This is a genomic window from Gilliamella sp. B3127, assembly GCF_026536935.1.
In the GTDB taxonomy this organism is placed as follows: Bacteria; Pseudomonadota; Gammaproteobacteria; order Enterobacterales; family Orbaceae; genus Gilliamella; species Gilliamella apicola_E.
The window spans coordinates 125,296-151,413 of the sequence record NZ_JAFNNI010000003.1; the positions used below are offsets into that span (position 1 = coordinate 125,296).

Genomic DNA, 26,118 nt, shown 5'->3' on the forward strand with positions numbered 1-26,118 from the left:
TGGAGATCAAAACATGAAATTTAGTGAAAGTTGGCTACGTGAATGGATCAATCCAGAAATTAGTAGCGAAATGTTAGCCGATCAATTAACCATGGCTGGACTAGAAGTCGATGATGTTGAAAAAGTTGCTGGTGATTTTTCAGGTGTCGTTGTTGGAAGGGTAGTTGAGTGTAAACAACATCCTAATGCTGATAAGCTCCGTGTAACTAAAGTCGATATTGGCAAGCCTGAATTACTGGATATTGTTTGTGGTGCACCAAATTGTCGTCAGGGTTTAACTGTTGCTTGTGCAACAATTGGGGCTGTCCTACCAGGTGATTTTAAAATTAAAGCCGCCAAATTACGTGGCGAACCTTCAGAAGGTATGCTTTGTTCTTACTCTGAATTAGGAATATCTGAAGATCATAGTGGCATTATTGAATTGCCTAATGATGCACCATTAGGGAAAGATATCCGAAAATATCTAAATCTTAATGATGTTATGATTGAGATTAGTGTTACGCCTAATCGGGCTGATTGTTTTGGTATCATTGGTGTTGCCCGAGATATCTCTGCAGTTAACAATATTTCAATGAAACAACTTAATATTGAAAGTGTTCCAGCAACTATTGCTGATACTGTGTCGATTGAAATAAATGAACCTAAAGCTGCGCCACGTTATCTTGGTCGAGTAATAAAAAATATTGATGTTAATGCAACAACACCACTTTGGATGAAAGAGAAATTACGCCGTGGTGGTATTCGCTCAATTGATGCCATTGTCGATATTACTAATTATGTGTTATTAGAATTAGGTCATCCGATGCACGCATTTGATTTGGCGCAAATCGATTCAGGAATCATTGTTCGTTATGCTCATCAAGATGAAAAACTTGTTTTATTAAACGGGAATGAAGTAAAACTAAACGATAAAACACTCGTTATTGCCGATCATCAAAAAGTATTAGCAATGGCTGGTATTATGGGGGGAGAAAAATCTGGCGTAACAACTTCCACAAAAGATATCTTCCTTGAATCAGCTTTTTTTGCACCATTAGCAATAGCTGGTAAAGCTCGTGAATATGGTTTACACACTGATGCTTCTCACCGTTATGAACGTGGTGTTGATCCTTATTTACAATTATCTGCTATGCAAAGAGCAACTCAATTAATTGTTGATATTTGTGGTGGTGATGTAGGTCCTATCTCTGAAATTACAAACGAAAAAGAGCTTCCTTCTCAAGCTACAATTCAACTACGTAGACATAAAGTGGATCAAATTATAGGTTATGTAATTGAAACTCAGAAAATTACAGACATTTTAGTTAGATTGGGCTGTGAAGTTTCTTATAATGAAAATGTTTGGACTGTTAAATCACCAAGTTGGCGATTTGATTTGCAAATCGAAGAGGATTTAATTGAGGAAGTTGCTCGAATTTATGGCTATAACAATATTCCTAATGTGAATCTGAAAATAGAATCTGTAATGAAGCCAAAACCTGAAAATATAGTCCCTTTGTCTAGAGTGAAAAATTTATTAGTAGATAAAGGTTATCAAGAGGCTGTGACTTATAGTTTTGTTGATCCTAAAATTCAACAACTTCTTCACCCAGAGCAGCATCATATTACATTACCTAATCCTATTTCGAGTGAAATGTCAGTTATGCGTTTATCATTATGGTCAGGGTTATTAGATGCTGTAATATATAATCAAAATCGCCAACAATCTCGGATGAGATTATTTGAAACTGGCTTACGTTTTATTCCAGATGATTCATGTGAATTTGGTGTTCGCCAGGAATTGATGCTTGCTGGTGTTCTTACTGGCACTCTTTATGAAGAGCATTGGTCATTACCTAAACAAAATATTGATTTTTATGATTTGAAAGGGGACTTAGAGTTACTATTTTCTCTTTTAGGTTGTAATGAAAAAATTGTATACCAGAAATCAGAGCTTGATGCATTACATCCTGGACAAAGTGCTGCTATTTACTTGAATGGCGAGCTTATTGGTAATTTTGGTGTTTTACATCCAGAAATTGAAAAAAAATTATCTTTAAATAGTAAAACGCTTGTTTTTGAAATAAATTTAGATAAAATTAATGATAAAAGAGTACCAGTTGCTCATGAGTTATCTAAATATCCGTCTAATAAGCGAGATATTGCTGTAGTTGTATCTAACACAATACCAGCAGCAGATATTATTTCTGAGTGTAAACATGCTGGTGGTGAACAACTTGTAAGAGTTAATTTATTTGATGTATATCAAGGTGAAAACATAGATAAAGATCAGAAAAGCCTTGCTATCAGTTTGATTTTACAAGACAAATCACGTACACTAGAAGAAGAAGATATAACAAACATTGTAAGCAAGTGTGTTATTGCTTTACAAAACCGTTTCAATGCCCTATTAAGAGAATAATAATTATGACATTAACTAAAGCTGATATTGCAGATCGTCTTGCCGATAAATTTGATATTGATCGTCAAGAAGCTAAAGTCCTAGTTGAACTTTTTTTCGAAGAAATTCGAGTTGCTTTAGAAAAAGGTGAACCTGTTAAACTGTCTGGATTTGGTAATTTCGCTGTTCGTGATAAAAATTCACGACCAGGTCGCAATCCAAAAACAGGCGAAAGTGTTGATATCTCAGCTCGTCGAGTTGTCACATTTAGACCAGGTATTAAATTTAGAGAACGAATTGAGAAAAATTTAACTCTATAGTTAACACTTTTAAATTTCGTTTGATATGTAATAGCCTTTCTGTTGTTATTACAAGACAGGAAGGTTAGTTCTTTTTTCGTTATAAATATTGTAATAATTTGCTAATTAAAGCATAATAACGCCTCTCCAATGGAGGCTCTATGGGTCCTCTTGCAACATTTTTTTGCTCATCAGGTCAGGTCCGGAAGGAAGCAGCCAAAGTAAAAAATATGTGTGTGGGATGTGGCTGATAGGGTCTCCTCCAAAATTCTCTAAATTAATATTGCTATTAACTTACCATTGTTTTTAATGGCTATTAAATAGTCACTTAATTTATCCTTTCAAAATTTCATATTAAAGAGGTTGTAGAGATGCAACATTTTTGCGATCATATATCAAATTTTATTTATCTTCTTAAGTAAAATTATTCATATTAGAAAAACAGTAATGAGGAATTATTTATGATGCGAGTTGGATTATTTATCCTAACTAACTTAGCTGTTATGTTTGTATTTGGTATTATTTTAAGTATTTGTGGCGTTGATGCTCATAGTACATTAGGATTACTTATATTTGCAGCTATATTTGGTTTTGGTGGGTCTTTTATTTCACTTCTTTTATCTAAAAGAATGGCTTTAAGTTCTGTTGGTGGGAAAATAATTACTAATCCTCGCAACGCTCAAGAGCAATGGCTTTTAGATGTAGTTAATCGTCAAGCAAATGAATTGAAATTAAAAACACCACAAGTTGCGATTTATCAAGCAGAAGATATAAATGCTTTTGCAACCGGAGCAACTAAAAATAATTCTCTCGTAGCTGTTAGCTCGGGTCTTTTAGCCGCTATGACTCAAGATGAAGCTGAAGCTGTAATTGGACATGAAATGAGTCACGTTGCAAATGGTGATATGGTGACAATGGCGCTTTTACAAGGTGTACTTAATACTTTTGTTATTTTCATTTCACGAATTTTTGCTTCAATCGTAACAAAAGCTTTGGAAGATAGAAGTGAAGGATTATCTACTTTTGCTTATTATTTCATCGTAATGATTTTTGAAACTGTATTTGGTATTTTAGCAAGCATCATTGCTATGTGGTTTTCACGTTATCGAGAGTTCCATGCTGATGCAGGCTCAGCGAAATTAGTAGGGTCTACTAAAATGATTGCTGCTTTAGAAAAATTAAAATTGAGTCATGAGCCAAGTGAAGAAGCATCAATTTTGGCATTCTGTATTAATGGTGAGAAGAAAGCTAGATTTTCTCAACTATTCTTATCTCATCCACCTTTAGATAAACGTATTGAAGCATTGCGTAATCAATCTAATATTCTTTAATAAATAATATTTAAAAACTTCAATGGCAAATATTAATCATATTTGCCATTTTTTAATTAAAATTTAATATACCATTCTAATATTTTTCAGAGAATCTCTCATGTATAGGCAACACACTACTAAATTAGAATTACTTAGCCCCGCAAAAAATATAGAAATTGCAAAAGAAGCTATCTTACATGGAGCTGATGCTATTTATATTGGCGGTCCTCAATTTGGTGCTCGTCATAATGCTGGTAATTCAGTAAGTGATATTGCTAAACTAATAGAATTTGCTCATCATTTTTACGCTAAGGTTTTTGTAACTTTAAACACAATTCTTCATGACAATGAGCTTGAAGCTGCAAGACAACTAATTTGGCAATTATATAATGCTGGTGTGGATGCTTTGATAGTTCAAGATATGGGAATATTAGCTATGGATATCCCACCAATCGATTTACATGCTAGTACCCAAATGGATATTAGAATGCCAGAAAAAGCTAAATTTCTTTCCGATGTAGGTTTTTCTCAAATAGTTTTAGCGAGAGAATTAAATTTAACCGAAATAGCAAACATACATCAACAAATTGATGCAAATATTGAATTTTTTATTCATGGCGCATTATGTGTTGCATTTTCTGGTCAATGTTATATTTCTCATGCACAAACGGGTCGAAGCGCTAATCGAGGCGACTGTTCTCAAGCTTGTCGATTGCCATTTACATTAAAAGACGAACAAGGTCGCATCGTCGCTTATGAAAAACATCTTTTATCAATGAAGGATAATAATCAGTCTGATAATTTGATAGAGTTAATACAAGCCGGAGTGAGATCTTTCAAGATTGAAGGCAGATACAAAGATTTGAGTTATGTTAAAAATATAACCGCATTTTATCGTAAAAAATTAGATAATATTTTAGAAAAAAATACAAATTTTGTTGCCGCATCGAGTGGTAAAACTGAACACTTTTTTACCCCAGATCCAAATAGAACATTCCACAGAGGATCTACCGATTATTTTGTTCGAGGTAGACAAGCCAATATTGGTGCATTTGATTCACCCAAATTTATTGGCTTAACAATTGGTGAAATTATAAAAATTACTAAACAATCTATCGTAATAAAATCAGAACAAGCGTTAACTAATGGTGATGGATTAAATGTTTTAATCAAAAGGGAAATTATAGGTTTTAGAGCTGATAAAGTAGAAAAAATTGATAATAATCATTATCAAGTATTTCCTAATGAAATACCTAAAGCATTATATTCTATAAAATTACCTTATCAAATTAATCGCAATTTAGATCATAATTGGCAACAAATTTTATTAAAAGAATCTTGTTGCCGTCGTATCGGTGTAACATTTAGGCTTAAAAATATAGCAAACGGTTTGGAGTTAATTGCATCAAGTGAAGAGGGTAGTAGCGTTAAAATTGAATTGAAAGGCCCATTTGAGCTAGCTAAGCAACAGGATAAAGCTCTCAATAATATAAGAGATAGTTTATCTAAGTTAGGCCAGACAACCTATTATTTAGCGGAGTTAATTATAGATTTAAACCAAGCTTATTTTGTTCCCAACAGTCAATTAAATCAGTTAAGACGAGATATTATTGATAAATTAACTCTAGAGCGATTAAATAATTATCGAAGAAATATTCGTAAACCTCAAGTACATCCAACACCGATATATCCTGAACAACAATTAAGTTTTTTAGCTAATGTTTATAATCACAAAGCTCGTGAATTTTATGCTCAACATGGTGTAAAACTAATCGAGAGTGCATTTGAAGCTCACGAAGTTAAAGATGACGTTCCTTTAATGACTACAAAGCATTGTCTAAGATTTGCATTTAATTTATGTCCAAAACAAGCTAAAGGGATTCAAGGAGTTAAAACTAAAGTAACACCAATGAAATTAATTCAAAATAATAATGAAGAATTAATTTTAAAATTCAACTGTAAAGCTTGTGAAATGCAGGTTTGGGGAAAAATCAAAAAACATATTTTAAAAATCCCAGTACTTGGTAGTGAAGTTATTTTACTGACAAATAATAATTAACATGTTGATTATTGAAAATTTATATCTAATTAATAAAAAATATTAGCGATAAATAGTAATGCAAAAGGTGTTATTTTAGTTCGTAATAATGTTATTGTTTAACATAATATACATTATGCGCACCAATATAGATTCATAAGAAAAGGGCTAAATCATGCCACTAATTTAAAAATTTGTGGCATTTGATACCAATCTGGAATCGGACAATCAGAAACTTCAACTTTTCTAATTTCACGTACAGCAACTGGACTAAATTTAGCTAAGTTGTAACGCTGAGCTATATCAATACCGATTTTTCGTAATCGTGCTCTATGTGTTTGAACTGATTTTTTACTAAAATCAAACGATCCACCACACATCCACTGAATTGCATACATTGCTGTCGTATTTGCTGATCGCATTGTTTCTACAACACCATGCCTTATTAATTGTTCACTGATCGTCTCAAAATCCATCGCATTAACCGCCAGTTTTTTATCTAAATTTAAAAATTCATCATGTAACTTATTTAATCGTGTATAGTCTGATAATCCCCAGTAATGCAAATTTTCTCGTTTTAAAAATCGGGATTTTAGTTTTTGTTCAAATCGTACTACGCCATTCTGTTGACAATATTCTATTACACTACTTAAGTATCTGAATTCACTTGAGTTTTCACCAAATTTATTTTTTATTTTTGTTAAACTATGTAGTTCAAGTTCGTGAGATTTGTTATAAACGGTTGGATAAATCAGGTGAGCATTACCTTGTTTTGATAGCCAATCAACAGATTGTCCATTGCTATGCAAACGAGGAACACTATATCGATAATTTAACGTAGACAAACCAGCTAAATAATCGTTAACATTACCAAACCCTACAATTTTATTTGATGTGATATGAAGTTCTTTTATTATTGCGCCATTTGAAAAATTTTCTATTTTTGAATCAGTTAGCTGTCTAAAAAATAATTTAGAACATTTCGTAAAATGAGGAAGATTAAGATTAGTCAGTATTCTATTGTAGACATCTACACAACTGTCAATAGTACTTAATCCGAATAAATTTTCTATACGCCCCCACCGTGACGGGTTTCCCGACATTTTTAACACAGAGCCACTAATTTTTATCAACACAGAATCACAAAATGAACCAATATGTCTATAAGCAGGTTGCGATAATGCACTAGCTTCGCCAGTTTCAATAAAGATACGTTGATATGCAACATCACCAATAATTGGTAGTTGATATCCGAAATCTTGCTCTATTGATAACCAGTCATAAAACATTTTGAACTCATTAGTTAATTAGTTACTTAAAAATATATTAACACCAATTAACACAATAACACAATAGTTAATGCAATAATGAACTCATTAGTTAATATAATGGTTTTGTGTAAAACAAAATGAGAACGCATAAATGAAAAGAATGACATACAACATAACAGAAAATAGAAAAATTGAATTGGAGAAATTAGCTATAAATATATCTGTTAAAACAGGAAAATTAATAAAATGGTCAGAGCTACTTACGTATATAATAGATGAATATGCAAGAGAAGCAGCAGATGATTTTATAGATAGAGCAACAAAAAAATAATTATTTCACCGTAGGAAAGTACGGTAAAGTTCGGGTGTCACTGAACATCCGAACTCTAACCCTAAAATTAATAAGGTATATATATGAATTATTATAAGGAGGCTTTCTTCTAACTATTTAATAAATTAGGAGAAAGTATGTTAAAACTAAAAAAACAATTTTCAAGACGTAGTATACGTAAAACGCGTGTAGGTGAAATTGAATATTATACTTATGTTCATAGTGAGTCACATAAACATTTCAGCACTAAACAAGAAAAAAGTGCCTATTGCATTCACATGATTGAATATAAACAGTATAAACTAAAAATTAGGCCGTCAAGGGGAAGTAATATAGCCAACCCTTGGGATGATTACCCATCCTACGTATATAAGATGTCAAAAAGCTGGAAATATAATTCAAAAAGGAAGAAACAATATCATAATTAGTATTAGTACGCATAATGGCGTTATGCTAAATTCTTGATTGTTAGCCGACTTTGTCGGCCAACATTTTACAATCTGCGACTTCAACATAACGCATTTTACATTATGCGAACTATTTTTTTATAGAAATTATCTGGTTCTATTAATTTTCTTAAATTATTAAATAGAATCATTCTCCACGTCTATTTTTCTTTAAATAATAATTATACTATGATATAAAACTTCGATCTTTTATAAACGTTCTAAAATTATAAAGTTATATAATAAAAGGAAATTAGGAATGAAAAAAATATTAATCATAATTACTTTAATGTTCAGCTCAATACTTTATGCCAACCCTGCTCCATTTGGACTTGAAATTCATAAAACTACATTAAAAGAAGCACAGGAAAAATATACTTTAATTGACAATGGAATTAATTATTATTCCAAAGGACCAATGTATACGATAAAAAACAGCGAACTACCACTTGATGCCTCAAAAGTAACGCTTATTTTTTCAAAAGATGAAAATATACTACTATATGTTTCAGCAACATTTAAAAAATCTAAATTTGAATCATTGTATGAAAATTTATCAAAAAAATACAAATTAATAGTGGAAGAAAGACCATTCGTAGGCAATCAATATGCTGAATACACAGATGATCAAACTATTATTCATCTATATGCTCCCCATATGTCTTTTGATTCAACTGTTGAATATATTTTTAATGAATTTGATAAATTTATAGAAGAAACAGATAAAAAAGATAATTCCAAAAAAAATGAAAATGAATTGGAATCTTTATAATTTCAAATTGTTGAACAAGTGGAAAGCATCACTTTGTGATCTTTCCACCTTTCCTAGTTTACATTCATTAATGTTGTCAATGGTTCACTTCGTCAAATGCTCACACGGTCGCATTTCATGCGCTGCGTCTTCCGCTTTGCCATTGACAAATTAAACTACTCATTTAGTCTAATCTTATGTCAAGAAGTAAATCATGAATAATTTCAGAGTTATGTACAATATGACTAAATGATTTATCTCTCTTTAATCGATTATAATAATACTTAGATATCTTTCTTATAGGAAGTGTATAGTAATAACCAAACTGCGGATAACATTGAATTAAAAAACCTTTCTCGGATATTTTTTTTAATAGTTCAATAATTTTAATGGGATGTGTTTGGCATTTAAAGGCTAAAAAATTAACAGAAGAACTTTTGAAGAGTAGATTGGGTGAACAATAATTCTCATCGAGAATTGAAATTAAATTAAACATAAATTGTATTTGAAAATAAGTAAGATTTGATAAACTCTTTTTATTATCAACCAAATATTTAAAATAAATATATAAATGCCTTTTTTCCATTTTATAAATTTGTTCGTCTATAACCGACTATAGATTATACTAAATTTCACAGTATAAGCATTAACTAGTATTTTATTCTTGATACTGATAATGCAACTAGAATATCGGTTTTATTTTTTTCATTTGATTTACTATTAAAAATTGGTAAAAAACTTAATCCAGTTTTTGCATTTGAATCTTTACTATCAGTTAAACCACCAAGCACAACAATATCACCGTCATTTAAATTAATATTAGTATTAACTTCTCTTTTTATCAAAGTCGGAGAATTATTTACACCTGTTTCAGTTTTAACAAAATTAGATAACTGTTGATTAATATCTAAAGTGATAATATTTTCTGTAATCAATGGTTTAACAGTAAATATTACACCTGATGAGCGATATTCTATCGATTGAACTGACTTGTTGTTATCTGTATGAGTTACAGAAGCCAAAACAGGAACATCAGAACCAACACTAAATCGAGCTTGATTACCACTAGTCACTCTTAAATGTGGGGAACTAATAACATTAAATCTTGAATCGTTATCAAATAATTCAGCTAAAAATGAAAATGAACTATTTGAAAATTTAATATAATCCCCTGCATTTAAAACATTACCCGCATTTATACCAATATTTAATTTTTCTGAAAACAATTTAGACAAAAACGAAAGACTAGAACCATGCTTTTCAGATGTTTGTAACTCAAAAACATAAGCCATAATTTGCACTTGTTCAGCTTGTTTATCTATATCAACGAGCAAACTTTTTAATTGTTTAATTTCTGATTGAGTACCTCTAAAAAGCAAAGAATCACCTTGATTTGTCAAAATTCTTTGCTGTTGTGATATTGCGACATAAGACTGTGTACCCTGTGAACTAAATTGTGATGTATTTTGAGAAATAGGCATTGTCATTATTTGATTTAACGAACGATACAAATAATCAACTGTTCTAAATTTAGGTTTATAAACAAAATTTTGTAGTTTTTCAACGGGCGGAGCAGGAACAAAAGAATAAATATAATCAACACCATTTTTTTTACTGATTTTAATATTCATATTTAGCAAATAACGCTCTATAAATTCTCGTTCATCAACAGTCGGCAGAATATGCATTGTTAACATGCGTTTATCTGTAGTCAATTCGGGAGCCAACATAAAAGGTGTTTTAAAAACATCACGATATATAAGAGAAATAGCATCTGGTAACGGCATTTTATCAATATCTAATTGAATATTTTTAGCATAGCTTAATCGAATTGATAATAATGAAATAAAAAAAACAAATAAATAGTGTTTCATTCTAGTTTCCTTTTAATAAAAAATTTTCAGATAAATTAGTATTATCAACACCTGAAAAATATGTAACTAATTCCGACTGATAAATAATCGATGTATTTAGCCCGTTATATGCATAATCTGACATTAAATAAATTATTTGATTAGTTTGCATATCTCTAATAACAAAACGTGCAAAAGCTTGTCCTGTGCTCAAATAGCCAACAATTCTATATCTTGTTGAAAGTTGCGGTTGTGCTTCTTTCTGTTGTAACTGAGGAGTTAGCTCAGCTGATCCAGAATGATTTTGTTGCTGAAAAGTTAGTTCTGATGATGTTTTTTTTTCTTTTTTATCTAAAAAAATGAAATGAGACCAACAAAAATAAATGACATAAAAAAGCAATATGCAAAGAAATAATTTAATGAATGCAAGCAATTTTTTAAAACGCGGTTTTTGACTTTCTTTATCTTTATCAATTTGTGATTGACTAACAAAATCAAGATGATGCATTTCTCTAATGTGATCATTAGTTTCATCATTTTCAAAAATAAAATTAGTGTCATGTATACCAAAAAAATCTTTAGCTCTAAAAGAGCCTTTTTCAATCGGTTTGCCTCCAGAATTATGAAAAATTTGATATTTAACAATATGCGGTAAAATGCTCTTACGTTTAGCTGTTCGTCCAAAATTCTGTGGAGAAATTAATTCTAAAAATGATGATAAAAATGGAACTCGCAAACTATCTAAACGTGACAGTTTAACTGTAAACTCTGTCATAGCATCAACGACTTGCTTATCAATCATAAACGCATCTTGAGCTTGCATATAAATATCCCAACCATATTTGCGTGATTGTATAAAATATTCTAAAAGCTTTTGACGTCCGTTATCTTTAAAATTGCGACTATTTAATGATATAGCTAGCTCGTCAAGAATTAACACACCCAATTGCGATAAATCATTTTCATCACAACCACGACCAAGTGCTATTAAATCATCATATGTAAATTTTGGTGGAATAACTGTAATTGATTTTTTTGAATTTTTATCCATTAAATATGTGTTAATTGGATAATTAGAGGCAACACGACGACCAGCTCGATAAGCTTGTGTTGCTATCATGTCACAAAATAGGCCCTTACCTGCACCAAGAGCACCTGTAACTATATAAATCGCCATTTACTATAGCCCCTTAAGTGTTTGTTGATTCATGAAGACGTTTTGACATTCTGTCTTTAAAAACAGCAATCCAATAAACAAGATATGCACTTGTGAGAATAGTTATATAAGTCGGTGAGCGTTCTGGCAACAGACTAACACCAGCTTTCCAAAATTCGGCAGAAAATGAATTATTTGAAACTAACAAAGATTCAATCCAATCATTGAATTTTGATAACATTGTTAAATAAATAGCAACCCAGAACCCAAAAAATAGCAAAAATTTACCGTAATTAACTACCAATTTTTTGAATAAATATGAAAATAATTGACCGATTAATGTACCAACTAAACCAATAATTGCAGGCATAATTAACTCCAAAATAATAACAATCATACTCTATCCAAACCATTCGCTTACGCTGTATGGTTTGGATAGAGTGTGATTTAATGTGATGAATTGTATCGATGATATAGCCGAAATATTGCAAGTGCTGTCATGAAAGCAAACATAAAATCGACAATACCTCTAAAATCTTTATCGTAATGTTGACAAAAATCACTAGTATCAAATTTCAATGTGAATTTCTTAGAATAAAACGGAAAATCAAAATCTAATTTAGATGAAAGTGGTTTACATACGCCTTTGTTACCTCCATAGAAAGATGAAGGTAATTTAAACATTAAAGTCAAATCTGGAATATTATTAGTAAGTTTTGATAACGTAGATTCAACATAAGAAATACTTTTATCTTCATAATCTCTTGCAGAATCATTAAATTTATTATTAAGCAAATTTTCATCAGTATCACTAAAATCACCTAAACCGCCATTATTACTATTATTTAAGCTACTTAATAATTCATTATGATTTTTATTAATATCGCTATGCATTTTTTTTGTTTCTGACAAAAGTGAGTTATTAGTTTTTGAGATATCCGATAATCTATTATTTAATAGTAACTGGCCCTCAACCAATTTATCAGATGATTTGCTAATATCTACTATGTTATTTTCAATATTATTTGTTGTTTGTTCTATATTTTTTATTGAAGATAAAACATCACTAGTATTATTTGAAATAATTATAAGACTTTTATTAATATTAGATAATTCGTTAGTAATTACACTGATATCAACGATATCGTCATCGTCATCGTCATCGCCATCATTATTACCGTTATTATTGTTATTATTCCCTCCATTGTTACCGTTATTATTGTTATTATTCCCTCCATTATTACCGTTATTGTTGTTATTATTCCCTCCATTATTACCGGTATTGTTGTTATTGTTACCTCCATTATTATCGTTATCATCATCTTCTCCGTCATTAGCACCATTATTATTCTTAATGCATACCGGATGATACGGACGTGATGAACATTCCTTTATTAGATTGTCTTCAATATAATATTGTTTATTCAGAAAACAATCTGAATCACCAACACCAGGATAATCAATATCTGTAATATAACATTCATAATAACTATGTATGTTATGTAATTGTTTAGTTTGGAGACGATAACGGGGCGTAAAAGCATTAAGTTCTGCACAAACTGTATTTTTTTGCTCACAAACATATTCACGAGACGATTTATAATAATTAAAAACTATGCTACCGTTGACCATCTCTTCAAGTTTTATCTCGGGAGGGACAGGATAAGGATCATAATCCTCATAAAAATCGATGGATTGCAAGGGTACCCACGTTGAAATCGCTACTAATACCCCCTTAAACTGTTGAAATTTAATATCTCCTGATGCCATGTGCCAACAGCCATTAGTATAAGAAAAAACACCACTACGAACACTGTTCAAATGAACAACTAAAGTACCGTTAACATCAGGTCTAGTTAAACAATTATTAGCCTCAGAAGTATAAATTTTTGCATGTGCTAAACTAGCAAAAATGAATAAAAAAAATGCTACTATAATTTTTCGAATAATCATAATGATATTAATTTTTTAATAAAAAAACAGGGCATTAAGCCCTGTTGATTAACTGGCAGCTTTGCTAAAGAAAGATTTTATAACACCGAAGCCAACACGAGCGGCAACTCCGAAGCCTAAAATCGTAAACGCCGAGGCAATAACTACACCGAGAACCGTTAAAATTGATGTAGCGATCGGTTCAAGAGTGTCTGCTGATATGTAATCATTGATGTTGGGTACGGTCCCAGCTGCAAATGCTGAACTAGACAAAAGTGCAGCAGACAAAGCAACAGCAGAAAATGTAATCTTTTTTAACATAGTATTATCTCCTATAATTGATTTTTAATTATTGCTGGATGCATCAAATAAACGTCTGACGAATCCAAAAATATACCCAATGCCAAAACCAAATAGCATGAGTATTACTAATAGTGAAATAAAAAAATAAGAAATAGCTAAATCATAATTATTAATGTCTGAAAAAATACGATATATAATTTCTTTCATTTTTCACCTCACGATAGTCCAGTAATTAACCCAAAAATCAGGGCTAACAAAAAAATGATAAAACTAAAACCAACTATTAAAATTGCTATCATTTTTTAGTATCAATCGGTAATAGCTGAATATCTCTATTTATCTCTAATTTAAAGAATTGACCAACACGAAGCGAATTTGATCCAAGTTCATAAAAACCCGCAGGGTATGCAGAATGCCCCTGAGGAATAGAGATAGCAAACTCAGTCGGATAATCACCCCCTAAATATATATATGCATGTTGTTCCTGCATTGTGTACTGGCGACCGTCACGAGTTGTTCCTGATCGTGTAATTAATCGTGTCTGGTTTTGAGTAATCTCAACTTTAATCATTTTTTTCTCCTAATTTTTTGTTTCTAATAAATTGCTATAAAATGAAATTTGTTTCTAATAAATTATTGAAAAAACGTAATATACATTATGCGCACCAATATAGATTCATAAGAAAAGGGCTAAATCATGCCACTAATTTAAAAATTTGTGGCATTTGATACCAATCTGGAATCGGACAATCAGAAACTTCAACTTTTCTAATTTCACGTACAGCAACTGGACTAAATTTAGCTAAGTTGTAACGCTGAGCTATATCAATACCGATTTTTCGTAATCGTGCTCTATGTGTTTGAACTGATTTTTTACTAAAATCAAACGATCCACCACACATCCACTGAATTGCATACATTGCTGTCGTATTTGCTGATCGCATTGTTTCTACAACACCATGCCTTATTAATTGTTCACTGATCGTCTCAAAATCCATCGCATTAACCGCCAGTTTTTTATCTAAATTTAAAAATTCATCATGTAACTTATTTAATCGTGTATAGTCTGATAATCCCCAGTAATGCAAATTTTCTCGTTTTAAAAATCGGGATTTTAGTTTTTGTTCAAATCGTACTACGCCATTCTGTTGACAATATTCTATTACACTACTTAAGTATCTGAATTCACTTGAGTTTTCACCAAATTTATTTTTTATTTTTGTTAAACTATGTAGTTCAAGTTCGTGAGATTTGTTATAAACGGTTGGATAAATCAGGTGAGCATTACCTTGTTTTGATAGCCAATCAACAGATTGTCCATTGCTATGCAAACGAGGAACACTATATCGATAATTTAACGTAGACAAACCAGCTAAATAATCGTTAACATTACCAAACCCTACAATTTTATTTGATGTGATATGAAGTTCTTTTATTATTGCGCCATTTGAAAAATTTTCTATTTTTGAATCAGTTAGCTGTCTAAAAAATAATTTAGAACATTTCGTAAAATGAGGAAGATTAAGATTAGTCAGTATTCTATTGTAGACATCTACACAACTGTCAATAGTACTTAATCCGAATAAATTTTCTATACGCCCCCACCGTGACGGGTTTCCCGACATTTTTAACACAGAGCCACTAATTTTTATCAACACAGAATCACAAAATGAACCAATATGTCTATAAGCAGGTTGCGATAATGCACTAGCTTCGCCAGTTTCAATAAAGATACGTTGATATGCAACATCACCAATAATTGGTAGTTGATATCCGAAATCTTGCTCTATTGATAACCAGTCATAAAACATTTTGAACTCATTAGTTAATTAGTTACTTAAAAATATATTAACACCAATTAACACAATAACACAATAGTTAATGCAATAATGAACTCATTAGTTAATATAATGGTTTTGTGTAAAACAAAATGAGAACGCATAAATGAAAAGAATGACATACAACATAACAGAAAATAGAAAAATTGAATTGGAGAAATTAGCTATAAATATATCTGTTAAAACAGGAAAATTAATAAAATGGTCAGAGCTACTTACGTATATAATAGATGAATATGCAAGAGAAGCAGCAGATGATTTTATAGATAGAGCAACAAAAAAATAATTATTTCACCGTAGGAAAGTACGGTAAAGTTCGGGTGTCACTGAACATCCGAACTCTAACCCTAAAATTAATAAGGTATATATATGAATTATTATAAGGAGGCTTTCTTCTAACTATTTAATAAATTAGGAGAAAGTATGTTAAAACTAAAAAAACAATTTTCAAGACGTAGTATACGTAAAACGCGTGTAGGTGAAATTGAATATTATACTTATGTTCATAGTGAGTCACATAAACATTTCAGCACTAAACAAGAAAAAAGTGCCTATTGCATTCACATGATTGAATATAAACAGTATAAACTAAAAATTAGGCCGTCAAGGGGAAGTAATATAGCCAACCCTTGGGATGATTACCCATCCTACGTATATAAGATGTCAAAAAGCTGGAAATATAATTCAAAAAGGAAGAAACAATATCATAATTAGTATTAGTACGCATAATGGCGTTATGCTAAATTCTTGATTGTTAGCCGACTTTGTCGGCCAACATTTTACAATCTGCGACTTCAACATAACGCATTTTACATTATGCGAACAAAAACTAATGATAAATTAAAAACTGATTTTTAACATTGTTTTAAGAAATTTAAATAAGCTAAAATGTTATTAAATTATTTCGATGATAATAAATTAAAAAATAAGAAAATTTTACAATGAAAAAACTGATTTTATTATTGGTATTCTTCTACAGTTCAATACTATATGCTAACCCAGCTCCATTCTGTCTCGAAATTAACAAAACTACTTTAGAAGAAGCCCCAAAAAATACTCTTTAATTGAAGATGGCATAAACGAATATTCACGCGGACCTATGTATACGCTAAAAAACAGCGAACTACCACTTGATGCCTTAAAATAATGCTTATGTTTTCAAAAGATGAAAACATACTACTATACGTTTCAGCTACATTTGATAAATCTAAATTTGACTCCTTGTATAAAAATTTATCAAAAAAATACAAATTAATAGCTAAAAAAAGACCGTTCGTCGGCTATCAATATGCTAAATATACAGATGATCAAAATATAATAGAACTATCTGCTCCTCATATGTCTTTTGAGTCAAGAATTGAATATATTTTTAAAGAATTTGATAAAAAAGCAAAAGAAATGATGAAAAAAGAAAAAGAACAGAAAAATAAAAATGAACTGGATTCTTTATGATTTTCTACTTAAAAAATGCGTACTCGTTTGACTTTGTGGATGGCGTCCTGAGCTTTGCTATTTAAAGTTAACATGAAAATTAGAGCATGTAGAATAAAAAAAGTATTGCAAACATTTGGGATAATTACTTTTCTTAGACATAAGATGTCGATAAGTTGGAAATATAACTCGAAAAAAGCGACAATATCATAAGTGGTATTAGTGTGTATATTAGGAGTTATACATAACACAATTTACGGAATAATTGAATAATGCTTTTTCCGGATATGTGAAGTTGATGCTTTTTATCAGAACGTAATAATTCATTTTAACTTTATTATTCTAAATTATGCTATATGATATACCGTTAACATTTTGAAGAAAAATAAATTAAATTTGGCAGTTGAATAGAAGTTATTTATCGTGTTTTCTTTTAATAAAACGCTAATCTATCCCCTATTTTCCATTATTACGCATTCAAATTATAAAATCTAATAAAATCAATTCATTAAAATTCAAATAATGTATATTATGTTAAATAATGTGCGTTAAATCAATTAAGTTCATTTATTCGCCACTCACCCTCTATTAACAATTCTAAATCTTTATAAGACTATTCTTTTATCAAGAATTCATTTATATTGTTTAGATTAATTACTTAGTGTAGTTATTTAAAAATTTAATAGTGATTTTCTATTTCTTTTCTTTTTATTAAATAGAAATACAAAAAAATTGGTCAATTTTTGTTTTATGACAAAATATGGTAACCTTATCACTTCAAATCAACAGCCCTTGTATTTAGGATATTATGCATAGTATTTATAAGACATTACGTTCCAATAGTTATTCTGTTCCGTGCGAATTATGCAGTCTCGGTGGGCTCTGTATTCCGATGTTACTCAATAATACATTAAGTAGTGTTTTAGAACGCAAAAGATCTTATTCAAAAGGCGAAATAATAGTTAAAGCAAAAACGCCATTTAAAAAATTCTTCATCGTTCATTCCGGTGCACTTAAAACATTTGTCACAACTTCTGAAAATAATGAACAAATTAATGGATTTTATCTACCTGGAGATATTGTTGGTTTAGACGCCATTTCAACCAAAGTTTATAACAACAACATTCAGGCATTAAGTAACACACTAATCTGTGAACTGCATTATGATGAATTAATGACATTAATTGATACTAATAAGAATGTTAGAGATTTAATCTTTAGATTATTAAGTGCTGACATTTATAATTATCAAAAATTGGTTCTTTGCTATTCTCAGAAAAAATCAGATGAGCGCCTGGCCACCTTTATTTATTCTCTTTACCTTCGATATCAGCAAAGAGGACATTCTTCTTTAAATATAAAACTAGCAATGAGCCGTGCTGAAATAGCTAATTATTTAGGATTAACGATTGAAACTGTAAGTCGTAATTTATCAAAATTACAAGAGCAAAATATTTTAATAGCTAAAGGTAAATATATTTATATCAATAATTTGGAAGCTTTAATAGATTTAGGAAATTAAATTTATTTATGCTAAAATAACTAAAAATTCATTGTAAGGTTTTTTATATGTTAAGTTTCAAGAAAACAATTATCGCTACAACTGTTGCGCTTATTCCATTTTGTTCTTTTGCTGCTCAGCAATTAACTGAAGAACAAGCAAACAGCATGCAATCTTTTAAAAGCATTACGATTCGAGGTGCTTTTTATACTGATAGCGATTATGTTATGGCTATGTCAAAAGCTGCAGACAATGAAGGAGCTGCTTCTTTTTACATAACAACAACAAATATCAGCCCTTCTAATGATACTTTGCGTATCGTTTATGCAAAATTATACAAAGCAGACGCACCTAAAGCTTTAGAACAACCAGAAACTTTACGTAAATTTGAAGGTGTTTACGAATATCCAAAATCTAAAGCAATTCGCTTAGAACCATTTAATATTGTGCGTATTCGTGGATACTTTCCGACAGATTATGATGTAAATCAAGCTATTGCTAAAGAAGCATCAGCGCAAGGTGCATATGGCTTTTACATAGATTCACGTTCAGAATTAGGCAGTAATATTCAAGTAGCTGCTTATTTATTTAAAAAAGATGCTCCTGAACGTAAATTACAACCTGAAAATGCTATTCCTTACGATTCTGAAGCGGGTCAATTAGCATTAGCTAAAGGTGGAGAAGCTGCAATGCAGGTTGAAAAACCTGGTTATTACTCCCCTTCTGCATTTAACGAGAAATATTATGCAGATAAATTTAATAATAAAGTAATTGATAAAACCACAACAAATTCTGCTGCAACTAATAAAGTTACAACAACATCAAATACAGAAACAATAAGTACCGTTGCCACTGAACCTCAAAGAGTAACTCGTTACACTGTCACTCTTCCTGATGGGCGAAAAATTCAGGAACTTAACGATGCAACTGCGGCTAAAATGGTTGCCTTTGATACACTGAAATTTAGAGGTTACTACGTCACTGATCAGGAAATTTCATATCAAGCAGGAAAAAGAGCAATAGAAGCTGGGGCTAAATATTATCATATTGCTCGAGTTGCTCATGATTCTAAAGGGCCAAACATCACTGTATTTGTAGATCTTTACAAATAATCAAAACGGGCGCATAAGCGCCCTTCTTTTTTATCCTTATAATTATATTCTATAATTCAGAAGATACAGTTTCTATTTGTTGTTTTATCCTTTTTGCAGAAATTGGATACGGTGTGCCGAGTTGTTGAGCGAATAAGTTAACTCTAAGTTCTTCTATCATCCATTTAATATTCGTAACATCATTCAATGATTTTTGATTTTCTGACAAACTATTAAACCAACTTTGATATTCGTTTTTCACTTCTTCTATTATATTCATCGACTGTCTATCTTTAGCCACATTAGTTCCTAACTTCTCTATCCGTTTTTCTATAGCAGTTAAATAGCGATAAATATCATGGAGTTTGTTATAACCAGTTTTTGCCACAAAACCCTTATAAACTAGCTCATTTAGCTGCGCTTTGATATCAGATAACGCAAATGCTAAAGACAAATCGATACGGCCTTTAAGTTTTTTATTAATATTAAAATGGAGAGTTAAAATTGATTCCACTTGTTTAGCTATATCCACTACAATTTCATTAATATGCTCTTTGGTATAACCTAACAGTTCTTGATATTGTTCTTGATTTTTAACTTTCTGATTGTACTTCTTAATCAAGTAGTCTATTCCACAGGCAATACAGTCATCAATAAGGTTAAGAACTGTACCGAATGAATTAAAATATAAGCCTAATTTAGATTTATTTGGTAACTTTTCGTGCAAATATTTAATTGGAGATGGAATATTTAAAATCAACAATCGTCTAATCCCGAGCTTGGTTAATCTTTTTTGTTCCTCAAGTGAATCAACCAGTTTAATACTGACCGAATTTTGATTATCAATGATGGCTGGATAGGCTTTAACTGTATAATTATTTTGTTTTTCTTCATAAATACTTGGTAAGTGACCAAAATTCCAATCAATAATATTATCTTTCTCTATTTTGACAGATTTTTTTTGAGTCAGCGATGATAATGCTTCTTGAACTTCTGTTTTAAGATGTTCTTTAATCATCATTAGATCTTTGCCAAAAGCTATTTCTCGTCCCTTATCAACGATACTAAAATTCATTTTTAAGTAATCTGGTACTTGTTCTAATTGCCAATCAGTTGGCTGAATTTTTATACCTGTCATTTTCCTAAATTCATTTTCTAATGTTTCAAGTAATGGATGTTCAATTGAATTAACTCTACTTAAAAAAGCCTCAGCATAGTTAGGCGCAGGAACTAAGCTTTTGCGTAAAGACTTTGGTAATGATTTTATTAAAGCAATAACTAAATCATAACGAAATCCAGGTACTTGCCAATCAAATCCTGTATCTTTTATTTGATTTAATATATTAAGCGGAATAGAAATTGTTACACCGTCACGTGCATTACCTAGATCAAATTGATAAGTTAAAGGTAATTTCAAGTTATTCTGATACCAAAAATCTGGATAATCGTTTATTTTTACAGGCTGAGCTGATTGCTTAATCAGCATATTTTTTTCAATATTTAAAAAATCAGGGTCTATTTTTTGTTTGTTTTTCCACCACGTATCAAAGTGTTTTGCGGAAATAACTGATTTGTCTATTCGTTCATCATAAAAATTATAAAGATCATCATCATCAATCAGAATATCCTGACGACGAGATTTATGTTCAAGATCCTCAACTTCATTGATTAATTTCTGATTTTGTTTATAAAACTGGTGATTAGTTTGCCAATCACCTTCAACCAAAGCATTCCGAATAAATAAGGAACGACTTAGTACTGGGTCAATTTTACTATAATTAACTATGCGGTTTGCAACAATTGGTAGACCGAATAAAGTTACTTTTTCATTGGCTAAAGTTGTCCCATTCTTTTTAGACCATCTAGGTTCACTATAACTATATTTAACTAGATGTTTTGCTAATGGTTCAATCCAATCTGCTTCAATTTTAGCAGCCGTTCTACCCCATAGACGGCTTGTCTCAACAAGTTCACTAGCTATACACCATTTTGGTTGATTTTTAAAGATGGCTGAATTAGGGAATATAGCAAATTTAATATTACGAGCACCGATATATTCATGTTTTTCAATTTCTTTCATACCAACATGTGACAATAAGCCGCTTAATAATGCAGTATGCAGTGAACGATAATCTGCTAATTGACTATTAATCGGAAAAGCAAGTTGTTTAATGGTTTGTCTAATTTGTGTATAAACGTCTTGCCATTCTCGAATTCTAAGATAGTTAAGATATTCTTTTTTACACAACCGTCTAAATTGATTACCCGACAGATCGGCTTGTTGATTTGTTACATAATTCCATAAATTGATAAGTGATATAAAATCAGATTCTTTATCAGCAAATCTACGGTGTTTCTCATCAGAAGCTTGCTGTTTATCAAATGGCCTTTCTCGAGGATCTTGTATTGATAGTGCTGCCACAATAATCATAACTTCTTTTATACAACCTAACCGTCTAGCTTCAACTAGCATTCTAGCTAATCTAGGATCAATAGGTAATTGAGATAAAATTCGTCCTATCTCAGTCAAATGATAATGATGATGTTTAGTATAAATTGCACCTAATTCTTCTAATAATCGTATACCATCACGGATATACCTAGAATCAGGTGCTTCAACAAATGGAAAAGCCGCTATATCACCTAAGCCTAATGAAGTCATTTGTAATATAACTGATGCTAAATTGGTTCGAAGAATTTCAGGCTCAGTAAATTCAGGTCTGGATAAAAAATCTTGTTCATCATATAAACGTATACAAATACCATCTGAAGTTCTACCACAACGCCCTTTTCTTTGATTCGCTGATGCTTGAGAAATGGGTTCAATTGGTAATCGTTGAACTTTCGTCCGATAACTATAACGACTAATTCTTGCTAAACCAGGATCGATAACATATTTAATACCAGGAACGGTCAAGGATGTTTCAGCCACATTTGTAGCTAAGATAATTCTGCGAGCACTGTGTGATTGAAAGATACGGTTTTGTTCAGATGCAGATAATCTAGCATATAAGGGCAAAATCTCAGTATGTTTCAGTTCAATTTTCCTTAGCGTATCAGCCAGATCACGTATTTCACGCTCCCCTGTAAGAAAAATCAAAATATCCCCATTACTTTCAAAAGATAATTCATCGATTGCATCTATAATAGGCTGAAAATCATTATTTTTCTCATTTCCATAATCATCATTAAGAATTGTTGGACGATATCTAACTTCGACAGGATAGGTTCGACCTGAAACTTCAATGATTGGGGCATGATTAAAATGATTTGAGAAACGTTCAACATCTATTGTAGCTGAAGTTATGATGACTTTTAAGTCAGGACGTTTAGGTAATAATTGTTTCAAATATCCCAAAATAAAATCGATATTTAAACTACGTTCATGAGCTTCATCTATAATAATAGTATCATATTGAAGTAATAATTTATCTTGCTGAATCTCTGCCAGTAAAATTCCATCAGTCATCAATTTAACCAAACTAGTTTCGCTGACATGATCAGAAAATCTGACTTTATAGCCCACTAAGTTGCCTATTTCTGTTTTTAATTCCTCAGCAATACGATTGGCAACTGAACGAGCTGCTAACCTTCTCGGTTGTGTATGGCCAATAAAACCTTTAACACCTAAGCTTAGTTCCAAACATATTTTAGGTATTTGTGTTGTTTTTCCTGAACCTGTTTCACCGGCAATAATTACAACTTGATTATTTTTAATTGCTTCAGCTATCGCCTCTTTTTTATCAACTACTGGTAGATTATCTGGAAAATCGATATGTCTAGGTAACGATTGTAATCGAACATTATAATGTGCAACAGCTTGAGCAATCGCTTCTTCGATGGTATCTAAATCTTGATTTTTGTTTGAAAGCTTTCTTATTTTGTGTTGATCTAAGAAAGTCATTGATTGAAAAAATTTAATTTGCTGTTGAATTAACATAAAGAGTAAAATGTAATTATTAAATTTTAATTAAACTGATTATATCAAATTTAGCCAACTATTAGGAGTTAAGATGAAAAAGACTTTACTATTAATAATGCTTTTTACTGGAACTTTCGTGATGACTGGTTGTGGAGAATCTAAGAGTGTTAAAGCTGAAGATTTAATGCATCATCGCTTTGTATTGATTAAAGCCAATGGACAAGATATTTCAACAGATAAAAACGCTGAGCTTGAATTTGGTGAAAACATGAATATTTATGGAAAAATGTGTAATCGCTTTGTTGCAAAAGTAGAATTGTCAAACGAAACGATTAAAGGCTCTGGTGTTAGTATGGCAAAAATGGCTTGTGATGATGAGCAATTGAGTAAGTTAGATGATACCATCGCTCAATTAATTCAAGATGGAGCATCAGTCAGTTTGGACAAAGATCAATTGACTTTAAAAAATAAAGATATTGAACTAATTTATCAACTTAAAGATTTAATGTAATTTAAAAAGAGATTTTTTATCACAAACTTGGTAAAAATTTAACCAAAAAAATGTTTTAGTTTTTTTCTATCTCAATTGATGTCTAGTTTTTTGATAAAAAACTTTATTTAAAATGTCGTTAAGACTATAATAAAAAAAGTTTTTAAGAATGGCTTATATTGATGAGATTACTAAATTCTTTAGATATTGTTTTTAATAAGAGTAACTTTTTAAAGTTACTCTTCCCTTTTTATACCAATGCGCTGGCATTGGTTTTTTTTGTTTAAATATTTATATTTAAAACCATTTATTTAAATTTGAACATTAACTTTAACAACTAGTAGATAATATTATGAAAAAGACAAAAATCGTTTGTACCATAGGACCAAAATCAGAATCAAAAGAGATGCTAACTAAATTATTAAATGCAGGCATGAATGTAATGCGTTTAAACTTCTCTCATGGTGATTATGAAGAGCATGGTAATCGAATCAAAAATTTACGTGAAGTAATGCAAGAAACAGGCTTAAAAGCTGCCATCATGTTAGATACTAAAGGCCCAGAAATTCGTACTATTAAGCTTGAAGGTGGTAACGATGTATCACTTGTAGCAGGCCAAACTTTCACTTTTACTACTGATGAAAATGTAGTTGGTAATTCAGAACGTGTAGCCGTTACATATAAAGGATTTGCTCAAGATCTTAAACCAGGTAACCGTGTATTAGTTGATGATGGTTTAATCGCTATGGACGTTCAAGAAATCAAAGGTAACGAAGTTATTTGTAAAGTTTTAAATAACGGTGACCTTGGTGAAAATAAAGGTATTAACTTACCTGGTGTTTCAATCAAATTACCTGCACTAGCTGAAAAAGATAAAAATGACTTAATTTTCGGTTGTGAACAAGGTGTAGATTTTATTGCAGCATCATTTATCCGTAAACGTTCTGATGTTGAAGATATTCGTGCTCATCTTAAAGCTCACGGCGGTGAAGAAATCAAAATCATTTCTAAAATCGAAAATCAAGAAGGTCTAGATAACTTTGATGAAATTTTAGAAGCATCTGATGGTATCATGGTTGCTCGTGGTGATTTAGGTGTGGAAATTGCGGTTGAAGAAGTTATTTTTGCTCAAAAAATGATGATTAAAAAATGTAATAAAGCTTCAAAACCAGTTATTACTGCAACTCAAATGTTAGATTCAATGATCAAAAACCCACGTCCTACTCGTGCTGAAGCTGGTGACGTTGCTAATGCAATTATTGATGGTACAGACGCTGTTATGCTATCTGGCGAAAGTGCTAAAGGTAAATATCCATTTGAAGCAGTTAATGTGATGGCTACTATTTGTAAGCGTACTGATGGTACTATCCCAGCTAAATTAGAGCTAACCACAAAAGAAGAAACATTACGTATTACTGCTGCTGTATGTTGTGGTGCTGTTGAAATAGCGGAACGATTAAATGTACCATTAATTGTTGTTGCTACTCGTAGCGGTAAATCAGCTCGTGAACTTCGTCATTACTTCCCGACAGCTCGTATTTTGGCTCTATCTTCAAGCCAAAAAACTGTCAATCAACTTGCCTTATCTAAAGGTGTTGAACCTATTTTAATTGATGCAATTAATTCAACAGATGATTTCTACCGTCTAGGTAAAGAAATGGCTGTTAAAATTTGTAATGTAAAACAAGGTGATACAATTGTTATGGTATCAGGTGCATTAGTTCCAAGCGGAACAACTAACACAACTTCTGTTCATCGCATCTAATCACCTT

22 protein-coding genes and 1 other RNA gene are annotated in these 26,118 nt (G+C 31.0%); 13 read left to right on the forward strand and 10 right to left on the reverse strand.

Going from position 1 to position 26,118, the window contains the following annotated elements; all coding sequences use genetic code 11:
- Positions 1–13 precede the first annotated feature (13 nt).
- The 5 genes from pheT to J3U00_RS06455 all read left to right on the forward strand — a co-directional run bounded on the left by pheT (position 14) and on the right by J3U00_RS06455 (position 6,051).
- On the forward strand, positions 14–2,401 hold the full coding sequence (gene pheT, locus J3U00_RS06435) for a phenylalanine--tRNA ligase subunit beta (protein ID WP_267331926.1): 2,388 nt from the start codon (positions 14–16) through the stop codon (positions 2,399–2,401).
- Positions 2,402–2,406: 5 nt separating this feature from the next.
- Positions 2,407–2,700 (forward strand): integration host factor subunit alpha, encoded by a 294-nt coding sequence (locus J3U00_RS06440; protein ID WP_034882129.1) that lies wholly within the window; start codon positions 2,407–2,409, stop codon positions 2,698–2,700.
- 139 nt (positions 2,701–2,839) lie between these two features.
- Positions 2,840–2,935: signal recognition particle sRNA small type (gene ffs / locus J3U00_RS06445), an RNA gene on the forward strand.
- Positions 2,936–3,140: 205 nt separating this feature from the next.
- The gene (htpX, locus tag J3U00_RS06450) at positions 3,141–4,010 is read left to right on the forward strand and encodes a protease HtpX (RefSeq protein ID WP_065734110.1); all 870 of its coding nucleotides are present in this window, start codon (positions 3,141–3,143) and stop codon (positions 4,008–4,010) included.
- Between the two features lie 100 nt (positions 4,011–4,110).
- Positions 4,111–6,051: a peptidase U32 family protein gene (locus J3U00_RS06455; RefSeq protein WP_267331927.1), complete on the forward strand. Its 1,941-nt coding sequence runs from the start codon at positions 4,111–4,113 to the stop codon at positions 6,049–6,051.
- Between the two features lie 152 nt (positions 6,052–6,203).
- Here J3U00_RS06455 and J3U00_RS06460 read toward each other — a convergent pair whose 3' ends face one another.
- A complete protein-coding gene (locus J3U00_RS06460; RefSeq protein WP_267331928.1) occupies positions 6,204–7,319 on the reverse strand; it encodes a phage/plasmid replication domain-containing protein in 1,116 nt (371 codons plus the stop codon).
- 133 nt (positions 7,320–7,452) lie between these two features.
- On the opposite strand from J3U00_RS06460, the gene J3U00_RS06465 reads away from it, so the two are divergent.
- Positions 7,453–7,632 carry a hypothetical protein gene (locus J3U00_RS06465; protein ID WP_065606978.1) on the forward strand — a complete coding sequence of 60 codons (180 nt, stop codon included), beginning with the start codon at positions 7,453–7,455 and terminating at the stop codon, positions 7,630–7,632.
- Between the two features lie 705 nt (positions 7,633–8,337).
- Positions 8,338–8,850: a hypothetical protein gene (locus J3U00_RS06470; RefSeq protein WP_267331929.1), complete on the forward strand. Its 513-nt coding sequence runs from the start codon at positions 8,338–8,340 to the stop codon at positions 8,848–8,850.
- Between the two features lie 629 nt (positions 8,851–9,479).
- Here J3U00_RS06470 and J3U00_RS06475 read toward each other — a convergent pair.
- The 8 genes from J3U00_RS06475 to J3U00_RS06510 all read right to left on the reverse strand — a co-directional run bounded on the left by J3U00_RS06475 (position 9,480) and on the right by J3U00_RS06510 (position 15,884).
- Positions 9,480–10,703, reverse strand: a complete 1,224-nt coding sequence (locus J3U00_RS06475; RefSeq protein ID WP_267331930.1) for a type II secretion system protein GspD — start codon at positions 10,701–10,703, stop codon at positions 9,480–9,482.
- 1 nt (position 10,704) lies between these two features.
- On the reverse strand, positions 10,705–11,859 hold the full coding sequence (locus J3U00_RS06480) for a zonular occludens toxin domain-containing protein (RefSeq protein ID WP_267331931.1): 1,155 nt from the start codon (positions 11,857–11,859) through the stop codon (positions 10,705–10,707).
- A 13-nt stretch (positions 11,860–11,872) separates the two neighbouring features.
- Positions 11,873–12,235, reverse strand: a complete 363-nt coding sequence (locus J3U00_RS06485) for a hypothetical protein (protein ID WP_267331932.1) — start codon at positions 12,233–12,235, stop codon at positions 11,873–11,875.
- A gap of 50 nt (positions 12,236–12,285) precedes the next feature.
- Positions 12,286–13,791, reverse strand: a complete 1,506-nt coding sequence (locus J3U00_RS06490) for a hypothetical protein (RefSeq protein WP_267331933.1) — start codon at positions 13,789–13,791, stop codon at positions 12,286–12,288.
- Between the two features lie 48 nt (positions 13,792–13,839).
- Positions 13,840–14,091: a hypothetical protein gene (locus J3U00_RS06495; RefSeq protein ID WP_267331934.1), complete on the reverse strand. Its 252-nt coding sequence runs from the start codon at positions 14,089–14,091 to the stop codon at positions 13,840–13,842.
- Positions 14,092–14,115: 24 nt separating this feature from the next.
- A complete protein-coding gene (locus J3U00_RS06500; protein ID WP_267331935.1) occupies positions 14,116–14,280 on the reverse strand; it encodes a hypothetical protein in 165 nt (54 codons plus the stop codon).
- Positions 14,281–14,368: 88 nt separating this feature from the next.
- A complete protein-coding gene (locus J3U00_RS06505; RefSeq protein ID WP_267331936.1) occupies positions 14,369–14,644 on the reverse strand; it encodes a single-stranded DNA-binding protein in 276 nt (91 codons plus the stop codon).
- Positions 14,645–14,768: 124 nt separating this feature from the next.
- On the reverse strand, positions 14,769–15,884 hold the full coding sequence (locus J3U00_RS06510; RefSeq protein WP_267331928.1) for a phage/plasmid replication domain-containing protein: 1,116 nt from the start codon (positions 15,882–15,884) through the stop codon (positions 14,769–14,771).
- Positions 15,885–16,017: 133 nt separating this feature from the next.
- Here J3U00_RS06510 and J3U00_RS06515 point away from each other — a divergent pair, with 133 nt between their 5' ends.
- The 4 genes from J3U00_RS06515 (at position 16,018) to J3U00_RS06530 (ending at position 19,955) form a co-directional block, all read left to right on the forward strand.
- Positions 16,018–16,197 carry a hypothetical protein gene (locus J3U00_RS06515; protein WP_065606978.1) on the forward strand — a complete coding sequence of 60 codons (180 nt, stop codon included), beginning with the start codon at positions 16,018–16,020 and terminating at the stop codon, positions 16,195–16,197.
- A gap of 866 nt (positions 16,198–17,063) precedes the next feature.
- A complete protein-coding gene (locus J3U00_RS06520; protein WP_267331937.1) occupies positions 17,064–17,363 on the forward strand; it encodes a hypothetical protein in 300 nt (99 codons plus the stop codon).
- A 787-nt stretch (positions 17,364–18,150) separates the two neighbouring features.
- The gene (locus J3U00_RS06525) at positions 18,151–18,864 is read left to right on the forward strand and encodes a helix-turn-helix domain-containing protein (protein WP_065562825.1); all 714 of its coding nucleotides are present in this window, start codon (positions 18,151–18,153) and stop codon (positions 18,862–18,864) included.
- A 47-nt stretch (positions 18,865–18,911) separates the two neighbouring features.
- Entirely contained in the window at positions 18,912–19,955 is a 1,044-nt protein-coding gene (locus J3U00_RS06530; protein WP_267330365.1) for a YdgH/BhsA/McbA-like domain containing protein, read from the forward strand.
- Between the two features lie 49 nt (positions 19,956–20,004).
- On the opposite strand, the gene hrpA is transcribed toward J3U00_RS06530, so the two are convergent.
- Positions 20,005–23,874 (reverse strand): ATP-dependent RNA helicase HrpA, encoded by a 3,870-nt coding sequence (hrpA, locus tag J3U00_RS06535; protein ID WP_267331938.1) that lies wholly within the window; start codon positions 23,872–23,874, stop codon positions 20,005–20,007.
- Positions 23,875–23,947: 73 nt separating this feature from the next.
- On the opposite strand from hrpA, the gene J3U00_RS06540 reads away from it, so the two are divergent.
- Both J3U00_RS06540 and pykF read left to right on the forward strand, forming a co-directional pair.
- Complete coding sequence (locus J3U00_RS06540) at positions 23,948–24,367, forward strand: META domain-containing protein (protein WP_220226044.1); 420 nt, start codon at positions 23,948–23,950, stop codon at positions 24,365–24,367.
- Positions 24,368–24,698: 331 nt separating this feature from the next.
- Positions 24,699–26,111, forward strand: coding sequence for a pyruvate kinase PykF (gene pykF, locus J3U00_RS06545; protein ID WP_065562828.1), 1,413 nt, complete (start codon positions 24,699–24,701; stop codon positions 26,109–26,111).
- The last annotated feature ends 7 nt before the right edge of the window (positions 26,112–26,118 follow it).

What these genes read in the sequence shown, in the direction of transcription:
- J3U00_RS06495 (WP_267331934.1), bottom strand. Translation starts at nt 14,091, where the DNA reads ATGTTAAAAAAGATTACATTTTCTGCTGTTGCTTTGTCTGCTGCACTT.
- J3U00_RS06485 (WP_267331932.1), bottom strand. Translation starts at nt 12,235, where the DNA reads ATGATTGTTATTATTTTGGAGTTAATTATGCCTGCAATTATTGGTTTA.
- pykF (WP_065562828.1), top strand. Translation starts at nt 24,699, where the DNA reads ATGAAAAAGACAAAAATCGTTTGTACCATAGGACCAAAATCAGAATCA.
- J3U00_RS06520 (WP_267331937.1), top strand. Translation starts at nt 17,064, where the DNA reads ATGTTTTCAAAAGATGAAAACATACTACTATACGTTTCAGCTACATTT.
- J3U00_RS06500 (WP_267331935.1), bottom strand. Translation starts at nt 14,280, where the DNA reads ATGAAAGAAATTATATATCGTATTTTTTCAGACATTAATAATTATGAT.
- J3U00_RS06460 (WP_267331928.1), bottom strand. Translation starts at nt 7,319, where the DNA reads ATGTTTTATGACTGGTTATCAATAGAGCAAGATTTCGGATATCAACTA.
- J3U00_RS06455 (WP_267331927.1), top strand. Translation starts at nt 4,111, where the DNA reads ATGTATAGGCAACACACTACTAAATTAGAATTACTTAGCCCCGCAAAA.
- J3U00_RS06470 (WP_267331929.1), top strand. Translation starts at nt 8,338, where the DNA reads ATGAAAAAAATATTAATCATAATTACTTTAATGTTCAGCTCAATACTT.
- J3U00_RS06530 (WP_267330365.1), top strand. Translation starts at nt 18,912, where the DNA reads ATGTTAAGTTTCAAGAAAACAATTATCGCTACAACTGTTGCGCTTATT.
- hrpA (WP_267331938.1), bottom strand. Translation starts at nt 23,874, where the DNA reads ATGTTAATTCAACAGCAAATTAAATTTTTTCAATCAATGACTTTCTTA.
- J3U00_RS06525 (WP_065562825.1), top strand. Translation starts at nt 18,151, where the DNA reads ATGCATAGTATTTATAAGACATTACGTTCCAATAGTTATTCTGTTCCG.
- J3U00_RS06440 (WP_034882129.1), top strand. Translation starts at nt 2,407, where the DNA reads ATGACATTAACTAAAGCTGATATTGCAGATCGTCTTGCCGATAAATTT.
- J3U00_RS06515 (WP_065606978.1), top strand. Translation starts at nt 16,018, where the DNA reads ATGAAAAGAATGACATACAACATAACAGAAAATAGAAAAATTGAATTG.
- J3U00_RS06490 (WP_267331933.1), bottom strand. Translation starts at nt 13,791, where the DNA reads ATGATTATTCGAAAAATTATAGTAGCATTTTTTTTATTCATTTTTGCT.
- J3U00_RS06475 (WP_267331930.1), bottom strand. Translation starts at nt 10,703, where the DNA reads ATGAAACACTATTTATTTGTTTTTTTTATTTCATTATTATCAATTCGA.
- J3U00_RS06510 (WP_267331928.1), bottom strand. Translation starts at nt 15,884, where the DNA reads ATGTTTTATGACTGGTTATCAATAGAGCAAGATTTCGGATATCAACTA.
- J3U00_RS06505 (WP_267331936.1), bottom strand. Translation starts at nt 14,644, where the DNA reads ATGATTAAAGTTGAGATTACTCAAAACCAGACACGATTAATTACACGA.
- pheT (WP_267331926.1), top strand. Translation starts at nt 14, where the DNA reads ATGAAATTTAGTGAAAGTTGGCTACGTGAATGGATCAATCCAGAAATT.
- J3U00_RS06480 (WP_267331931.1), bottom strand. Translation starts at nt 11,859, where the DNA reads ATGGCGATTTATATAGTTACAGGTGCTCTTGGTGCAGGTAAGGGCCTA.
- J3U00_RS06465 (WP_065606978.1), top strand. Translation starts at nt 7,453, where the DNA reads ATGAAAAGAATGACATACAACATAACAGAAAATAGAAAAATTGAATTG.
- htpX (WP_065734110.1), top strand. Translation starts at nt 3,141, where the DNA reads ATGATGCGAGTTGGATTATTTATCCTAACTAACTTAGCTGTTATGTTT.
- J3U00_RS06540 (WP_220226044.1), top strand. Translation starts at nt 23,948, where the DNA reads ATGAAAAAGACTTTACTATTAATAATGCTTTTTACTGGAACTTTCGTG.